Source organism: Pseudomonas sp. MWU12-3088, assembly GCF_023242405.1.
GTDB classification, from domain to species: Bacteria; Pseudomonadota; Gammaproteobacteria; order Pseudomonadales; family Pseudomonadaceae; genus Aquipseudomonas; species Aquipseudomonas kribbensis.
The window spans coordinates 1-680 of sequence record NZ_JALJEA010000032.1 but is presented as its reverse complement, the minus strand read 5'-3'; the positions used below and the strand labels follow the sequence as shown (position 1 = coordinate 680).

Here is a 680-nt window from a genome sequence, read left to right as displayed (position 1 = left end):
TCCTGAACGCGAACGATACCACGCTCGATACGACCAGTTACCACGGTGCCACGACCCGAGATCGAGAACACGTCTTCGATTGGCATCAGGAACGGCTTGTCGATAGCACGCTCTGGCTCTGGAATGTAGCTGTCCAGAGTTTCCACCAGCTTCTTGACAGCGGTGGTGCCCATTTCGTTGTCGTCTTTGCCTTCCAGCGCCATACGAGCCGAACCGATGATGATCGGAGTGTCGTCGCCTGGGAAGTCGTAGGTGGACAGCAGGTCGCGAACTTCCATCTCAACCAGTTCCAGCAGCTCTGCGTCATCTACCAGGTCAGCCTTGTTCAGGAAAACCACGATGTACGGAACGCCTACCTGACGGGACAGCAGGATGTGCTCACGAGTTTGTGGCATCGGACCATCGGCAGCCGAGCAAACCAGGATCGCGCCGTCCATCTGGGCAGCACCGGTGATCATGTTCTTCACGTAGTCAGCGTGACCTGGACAGTCAACGTGAGCGTAGTGACGAATGTTCGAGTTGTACTCAACGTGCGCGGTGTTGATGGTGATACCGCGAGCTTTTTCTTCTGGAGCGCTGTCGATCTTGTCGAATTCAACTACGGCCGAACCGAAAACTTCGGAGCAGACGCGAGTCAGAGCAGCGGTCAGAGTGGTTTTACCGTGGTCAACGTGACCGAT

The 680-nt window shown here is 55.9% G+C and carries 1 protein-coding gene; it reads right to left on the bottom strand.

Annotated elements, in window-relative coordinates:
- On the bottom strand, nt 1–680 hold a 680-nt coding region (locus M5B98_RS28650), incomplete at both ends, for a GTP-binding protein (RefSeq protein WP_248744683.1).